This window comes from Novosphingobium sp. KN65.2, from assembly GCF_001368935.1.
Classification (GTDB): Bacteria; Pseudomonadota; Alphaproteobacteria; order Sphingomonadales; family Sphingomonadaceae; genus Novosphingobium; species Novosphingobium mathurense.
This window is the reverse complement of the sequence record NZ_CCBH010000131.1, coordinates 41,194-48,260: the sequence shown is the minus strand read 5'-3', so window position 1 is coordinate 48,260 and position 7,067 is coordinate 41,194. Positions and strand designations below refer to the sequence as shown.

Genomic DNA, 7,067 nt, shown 5'->3' with positions numbered 1-7,067 from the left:
GGGGGCATTTTTTTTGGCGTGACGGCGTTCACTGCAGTCAGCGTAGAAGAGTATTGTCAAAACGGCGACGCTTCAAAACGCCACCGAAGCGGTAGATCAGGGCCGGGACGGCCGACGAAGCAGGAATGCTGCGGACAGCGCGAAGATCGTCAGGACCGCGAAGAGCGCCGGAAATCCGAGAGCAGGCACGAGGGCCATAGTCAGGGAGGGGACGATAAGTGAGGGCACGGTATTGGTGAGGTTGAAAAATCCCAGATCCCGTCCACGACGCGCGTTGTCTGGCAGGATGCGCAAGGTCTGTGCGCTGTGCAGGGACAGGAACACCGTACTCGAAATGCCGAATACGATGTAGCCACCCATCGCCAGTTCCGGGTCGTTTGCCAGTGCCATCAGCGCGAGTCCTGCGCCACTGACGATCGCGCATATGCGCAAGGGCGCTATCGGACGTCCGGCCAGATCGGCCCAACGTCCAGCCCAAAGGGCCACGGGCGCGGCAAGGAGGAGGACGAAGGACAATAATCTTGCGACTGACGAATCGGTAAAGCTCCGGTCGATGCTGCGAAACCAGATGTAGAGATAGGCGAACAGGGAGACTACGGTGATCTGCACGAGGAGACGCGCAAACCACATGCGAGTCACGGTCAATCGCAGCCATTGGGCGCTGTCGAACCGTACATCCCGTTCCAGCAAATCGGCTTCCTGCCTGCCGGCCCCGCCTCGCCCGCCGAAGACCAGCAGCGGCACCACGCAGGCACAGGTGATCATGACCACGAGCACAAAGCGCATTTGCACTTCCGCCAAGCCCGGGATCGTGACGAAGGCACCGGAAAACGCGCCAAGGGCCGGAGCAAAGGCAAGCAGCCCGCCAAGGATGCCCTTGTGCCTGTCGGGCACCCCGTCCCCAGCCCATGCAGAAAGCGGCGCCATCATCATATTCAGCGCAAGCTGCCAGCCGATCACCGCCGCGATCAGGACCGGCAGCCTTTCGATACTCGGGATGAGCAGCAGGATGACGCCGGAGAGCACCAGGCCAAGTCCCACCCAGATCCTTCGCTGTCCGCTCAGGTCACTCAACCATCCAAAGGCGATATTGCCGAGACTGGCGGCCATCGCTCCGGCGAAAGTCGTCGCCGCCAGCCATTGCACCTGCTGTCCGCCGGCCAGCAGTTCGGCGCGAACCGGCAGGAGTATCGTCAGGAACGGCGTGTAGGCAATCGTCGCTCCGGCCCATGCAAGGGCATAGAGCGCCAGGAAGCGTCCGGCAGAATTGCAACGCTTCTCACCGGATGCCGCTTCTGCGACGTTAATCCTAGCCACTTTGCCCCGGCGGAGCCGTCGATCCGCGCACGACGAGATCGGCTGAAATGACTTCGGCGGCAGGTTCGCACGTCTTGTCCCGCTGCCACGCAATCAGCATCCGCACTGCGCGAGCGGTCATGTCCGCTACCGGCTGGTCCACGGCCGTGAGGGGCGGCCTGGTGAACCGGACTGGCGGGGTATTGTCGAAGCTGATCAGCGAAAGGTCCTGCGGGATCGACAGCTCCAGCTCATGCGCGACTTCGACGGTGGCGAGTGACATCTGATCGTTGCTGACAATGATAGCCGTCGGCCGGTTGTCCTGCGAGAGCAGCGTCCTTGCTGCCTGCTCGCCCGAAGCGAAAGTAAAGTCGCCTGCGGCCAGAAGCCCTTCGGTGGCATTGCCGGCGGCTTCCATCTCACCGCGCCAGCCGTCGACGCGCCACTGCGAGAGTTTGTAATTTGCAGGGCCCGCGATGAACCCGATCCGACTATGTCCAAGGTCAAGCAGGTGACGCGTCGCGAGGCGCGCGGCGCCTTCCTCATCCATGGCGATCTTGAAGCCGTCATGCCCCGTCTCGTCGAACCCTGTGCGCGACCCCATGCGGGAATAGGGAATGTTGAACCGGTCGAGCGTCGCCAGGATCTTGGGATTTTCCGAATGCGGCGGCGTCAGGACAGCACCGTCCGGCTGCAAAGCGGCAATCGCGGCGGTCAGTTCACGTTCGACATGGTCGTTATGCGTGTCGACCAGTTCGAAGATCAGGCGATAGCCATGCTGCGAACATTCCAGCATGCCGCCCAGCAGCATCTGGTCCACCCAGTCCGTGCCATGGCGTGCGCGCCAATCGGCGATCGTGCGCTCCCGATCGTTGAGTGCGAGGATCAGGTAAGAGCGCGATCCGCTCATGCGCTGTGCAGCGATCGACGGGACATAGCCCAACTTGTCGATCGATGCCTGGACGCGCTCGCGCATTTCGGACCGCACATTGGGCTCGTTGTTGATGACGCGACTGACCGTCTGCAGCGAGACGCCCGCGTCCGCCGCAACGTGCTTGATCGTGACTGCCTGGCGCCGTCGCCCCATGGTCTACGGATTTCCCCCTGTGCCTGCTGCCGTGTACTAGCTGCGCTTGGCGGCTTTTGCCAGACACGGACCCAGTCGATATGCACGGACTTGGGATAGTCCTGATCGTCGGCACCGCCGGTGTTGCGGCTTTCAGGGAGACGGCCGCCCGTGCGGGCTACCTGCGCGCGCAGACCGGCAAGCAGGTGCGCCAGTTCATCATCGCGCAGCTTGGCAGCATCGCTCCTGTGCAATTCATTGCCAGTCGAGAATCTTGTCCTGTATGAAAGATGTGGAATCAACCACGGTGAGGTGTCGATCCACGTATGACGCCAGCAAACTACTCCGCCATACGTAAGGAGGTGGGCCAGAACCCGCGCGCCGCCCTACGCGACTGCGAAAGGCTGCTGGCCCGAAATTCGGATGACGCCGAAGCCCATCGCCTCGCCGCCCGCGCCTTGCGCGCCCTGGGCAATGAAGAGCGCGCCAGTGTCGAAGAACTGGCCGCGATCGATGCCTCCACTCTCGACCCGATCCTGATCCAGGCCGGGCACGCGATGGTCCGGAACAGGCTTGAGCAGGCAGAACCGCTCCTTCGCGGCCGCCTGCGCGAGAACCCGTTCGACGTCGCCGCCATTCGGATGCTGGCCGAGATCGCCGGACGGATCGCGCGCTATCAGGATGCGGAACAGCTCCTGCGCCGTGCACTGGAACTCGCCCCCGCCTTCGTTGCCGCGCGCACCAATCTGGCCATGGCCCTCTACCGCCAGAACAAGACTGTAGAAGCCCTGGCGGAGCTGGATCGTCTGACCGATGAAGGCCCCGGCAATGGCGTGCTACGCGCCGCAGTCGTCGGCCGGCTTGGCGAATTCGCCGAAGCGATCAGCCTTTACGAAAGCGTACTGGCACGCCCGGGCAGCGAACGCCAACCGCGCATCTGGACCAGCTATGGCCACGCGCTCAAGACCGTAGGCCGACAGGCCGACGCGGTGGCCGCCTACCGCCGCGCGCTGGACTTGCGCCCGGCCTTCGGGGAAGCCTGGTGGTCCATCGCCAATCTCAAGACCGTGCGCCTTCAGGAAGCGGATATAGCGTCCATTCAAGCCGGACTTGCCGATCCCTCGGCCAGTGCCGAAGACAGGTACCATCTTCATTTTGCGCTCGCCAAGGCGCTTGAGGATGCGGGACGCCCCGAGGAAGGCTTCGACCATTATCTCACGGCCAATACCCTGCGCCGCGAACAGCTTCCCTATCGCGCCGAAAGGACCAGGAGGACGGTCGATCGCACCATTGCCCTGTTCGATGCCGCCTTCCTTGCGAAGCGCAATGGCCTGGGCTGCCCGGAACCCGATCCGGTATTCGTGCTGGGCCTTCCGCGCGCCGGCTCGACGCTCATCGAGCAGATCCTCTCCAGTCACTCGATGGTCGAAGGCACGATGGAATTGCCGGACATCCTTTCCCTGGTCTCCCGGCTTGGGAAGGAAGGCAGCTATCCCGAAGTCATCGCCGGACTATCTCCGGAGCGGCTGCGGGAGCTTGGCGAAACCTATCTCGAGCGCACGCGCATCCATCGCCGTGAAGGCAAGGCGCTGTTCATCGACAAGACGCCGAACAACTGGCTGCATGCCGGACTGATCCACCTGATCTTGCCCAATGCGCGCATCGTCGATGCCCGCCGCCATCCGTTGGACTGCGGTTATTCGAATTTCCGCCAACACTACGCCAGTGGCCAGGCCTTCTCCTATGACCTTGCCGACATCGGTCACTATTACGCCGATTACGTTCGGCTCATGCGTCATTTCGATTCCGTCATGCCGGGGCGCATCGTGAGGGTCATCCATGAGGACCTGCTGGACGATCCCGAAGCGGCGACCCGCAACCTGCTCAACGCCTTGGCCCTGCCGTTCGAGGATGCCTGCCTGCGCTTCTTCGAAAACGACCGCGCGGTGCGCACCGCCAGTTCCGAGCAAGTTCGCCGTCCCATCAATCGCGACGGTGCCGGGCTTTGGAGAGCCGTCGAAGACCGCCTGACGCCGCTGCGCGAAGCCCTGGGGCCCACGCTTGACGATTACGCTTGCCGATAAACCGCCGAAGCCACTGTGGCAGCACCGCAACGCATAGCTGAAAAAGCAACACAAATCGCGATGCCCTGAAACAATTCGCTTTGCGAATAAACACGCATGGCAAACTATGTCGCATCATTTCAGGGGGGTTTCCGCATGCTTCGAGGAATCCGAAAGGGCCGGCTCGCCTTTACTCTGCTTTCGACGACATCTCTTATCGCGCCCATAACCGTTCATGCCCAACAGGCTGGCGAAGAATATAGCGGCGAAATCATCGTTACCGCCCAGCGCAGGGAGGAAAGCCTCCAGAAAGTTCCGCTGAGCATCAATGTCCTCGGCTCGGAAAGCCTCGAGAACGCGAACGTCGCCTCTTTCGACGACTACGCGAAGATCCTGCCCAGCGTCAGTTTCCAGTCGTTCGGCCCCAGCCAGTCGCAGATATTCTTCCGCGGCGTGGCTTCCGGCGGCGACGGCCTGCACATCGGCCCCTTGCCGACCAGTTCGATGTATATCGACGACGTGCCCGTCACGACGATCGGGGGAACGGTAGACTTCCATGTCTACGACATTGCCCGTATCGAAGCGCTCGCCGGGCCGCAGGGCACGCTGTTCGGCGCTTCCTCGCTTTCGGGCGTGTTGCGCATCATCACCAACAAGCCCGACCCGACCAAGACCTCCGGCTCGATCGACCTCCAGGCCAACAAATGGGGCAAGGGCGACTTCGGTGGCTCCGTCGAAGGCTACGTCAACCTGCCGCTCAGCGACATGATGGCCCTGCGCGTCAGTGCCTTCTATGAAAAGCAGGGCGGGTATATCGACAACAAGCCGGGCACGCGCACATTCTATCTGGACGACAACGATCCGACGACCAGTGTCACCGTCACCAACGCGGCGCTGGTGGAGGACGACTTCAACGATGTCGAGACGGCCGGCGGCCGCGCAGCGCTGGGTATCGAACTCGACGATTCCTGGACGGTCACGCCCTCCTTCATGTACCAGCACCAGGTTGCCCACGGCAGTTTCCTGTGGGGACCGGTGCGCGATGTCCCAGGCAACGCCAACCGTCCTGCCGTTTCAGGCAAGCCCTATCTCACAGTCACTTCCTACCTGCCCGGCTATAACAAGGACGAATGGTGGCAAGCTGCGCTGACCGTACAGGGCAAGCTCTCGGACTGGGATGTCACCTATGTCGGTGGCTACTTCGAGCGTACGGTCGATAACCGTCCCGATTATTCCTATTATAGCGTCGCTTACGACAGCTACACCTACGAATACGATGGCGTTACCTACTTCAGCGATGCAACCAAGTTCATCGGACCTGACGGCCAATTCCTCGACCCCACCCAGAACGCGATCCTGAAGGACAAGTACACCAAGTTTACGCAGGAACTGCGCGTCAGCTCACCTTCGGACAAACCGTTCCGGCTTACCGCCGGCATGTTCCTGCAGATCCAGACCGACAAGGTCTTTGCGGACTATGATATCCAGGGCCTGGGCACCGCAGTCGACCCCGATTGGGTAGTCCCCTTCCCCAATTCCGACACGGCTTTCCGCACCCGCATCAACCGCAAGGACCGCGATTACGCGATGTTCGCGCAGGCGGAATACGACGTTGTCCCGTCGGTCACGCTAATCGGCGGCATCCGCGGCTTCATGGCCAAGAACACGATCTTCGGCTTCTCCGGCCTCAATTCCGGCAGCAGCGTCGATCCGGCTATCTGCTTCCCGACCGACATTCCCGACGTGCCGTGCCAGAGCGTGGACAAGAAAGTCGACGAATCCGGCGTCATCTGGAAAGGCGGCGTGAAATGGCAGGCGACGCCGGACATCATGTTCTACGGCACCGTCTCGCGCGGCTATCGCCCCGGCGGCAACAACCGCAGGCCCGGCGTCAGACCGTTCAAGGCCGACACCCTCGACAACTACGAGATCGGCTGGAAAACCCGCCTCGGCCCCGCCATTTTCAACGGCGCGGTTTTCTACGAAAAATGGAAGAACCTCCAGTTCGGCCTCGTTCCCTTCGGCCAGAATGGCGTGACCAACACCTACAACGCCGGCGATGCCCGTATCTACGGCATCGAGGGTGACGTCTCGATGCGCTTCGGTGGCCTTTCGCTGTCCGCCGGTGCGACTTATGTCGATGCCCAGTTGTCGCGCGGCTTCTGCTACCTCGACGCTACGAACAATCCGGACTGCTCGCTTGGCGAATCCACACCTTCGGGCACCCGTCTCCCGGTCATGCCCAAGTTCAAGGGCAATGCCACCGCACGATACGAGGCCCCCGTGGGCGCAGGAACGGCATTCTTCCAGGCTACGGTCAGCCACCAGGGCGGCACCCGCTCCTTCCTCACCGACAGTGACTTTGCCGCAGTCGGCCCGACCAGGGCGTTCACGACCGCCGACTTCTCGATAGGCATGAGGTGGGATCACTATCGCGTGGAAGGCTTCATCCAGAATGCCTTTTCCAGCCACGGCATCCTGTCGCTCAACACCGTATGCGCCCCGCAGCTCTGCGGAGAATACGCGATGGCCTATCCGACCAAGCCCCAGTTATTCGGCGTCAAGGTGGGCTACGACTACTAGTGGCCAGTCATTGGCCAAGGATCTGAACACCAGGTACTCCTTGGCCAAGCCTACGGTCC

At 62.0% G+C, this 7,067-nt stretch carries 5 protein-coding genes; 3 read left to right on the top strand and 2 right to left on the bottom strand.

Features of this window, described 5'->3' with window-relative positions; all coding sequences use genetic code 11:
- Window positions 1–96: 96 nt before the first annotated feature.
- The gene (locus SPHV1_RS04800) at window positions 97–1,317 is read right to left on the bottom strand and encodes an MFS transporter (protein WP_054944905.1); all 1,221 of its coding nucleotides are present in this window, start codon (window positions 1,315–1,317) and stop codon (window positions 97–99) included.
- The gene (locus SPHV1_RS04795; protein WP_054944904.1) at window positions 1,310–2,383 is read right to left on the bottom strand and encodes a LacI family DNA-binding transcriptional regulator; all 1,074 of its coding nucleotides are present in this window, start codon (window positions 2,381–2,383) and stop codon (window positions 1,310–1,312) included. Before SPHV1_RS04795 ends, SPHV1_RS04800 begins: the two co-directional genes overlap by 8 nt.
- 80 nt (window positions 2,384–2,463) lie before the next feature.
- Here SPHV1_RS04795 and SPHV1_RS04790 point away from each other — a divergent pair, with 80 nt between their 5' ends.
- The 3 genes from SPHV1_RS04790 to SPHV1_RS04780 all read left to right on the top strand — a co-directional run bounded on the left by SPHV1_RS04790 (window position 2,464) and on the right by SPHV1_RS04780 (window position 7,008).
- The gene (locus SPHV1_RS04790) at window positions 2,464–2,649 is read left to right on the top strand and encodes a hypothetical protein (RefSeq protein WP_054944903.1); all 186 of its coding nucleotides are present in this window, start codon (window positions 2,464–2,466) and stop codon (window positions 2,647–2,649) included.
- A 39-nt stretch (window positions 2,650–2,688) separates the two neighbouring features.
- The gene (locus tag SPHV1_RS04785) at window positions 2,689–4,446 is read left to right on the top strand and encodes a sulfotransferase (protein WP_054944902.1); all 1,758 of its coding nucleotides are present in this window, start codon (window positions 2,689–2,691) and stop codon (window positions 4,444–4,446) included.
- A gap of 135 nt (window positions 4,447–4,581) precedes the next feature.
- Complete coding sequence (locus SPHV1_RS04780; RefSeq protein WP_054944908.1) at window positions 4,582–7,008, top strand: TonB-dependent receptor; 2,427 nt, start codon at window positions 4,582–4,584, stop codon at window positions 7,006–7,008.
- The last annotated feature ends 59 nt before the right edge of the window (window positions 7,009–7,067 follow it).

What these genes read in the sequence shown, in the direction of transcription:
- SPHV1_RS04795 (WP_054944904.1), bottom strand. Translation starts at nt 2,383, where the DNA reads ATGGGGCGACGGCGCCAGGCAGTCACGATCAAGCACGTTGCGGCGGAC.
- SPHV1_RS04790 (WP_054944903.1), top strand. Translation starts at nt 2,464, where the DNA reads ATGCACGGACTTGGGATAGTCCTGATCGTCGGCACCGCCGGTGTTGCG.
- SPHV1_RS04785 (WP_054944902.1), top strand. Translation starts at nt 2,689, where the DNA reads ATGACGCCAGCAAACTACTCCGCCATACGTAAGGAGGTGGGCCAGAAC.
- SPHV1_RS04780 (WP_054944908.1), top strand. Translation starts at nt 4,582, where the DNA reads ATGCTTCGAGGAATCCGAAAGGGCCGGCTCGCCTTTACTCTGCTTTCG.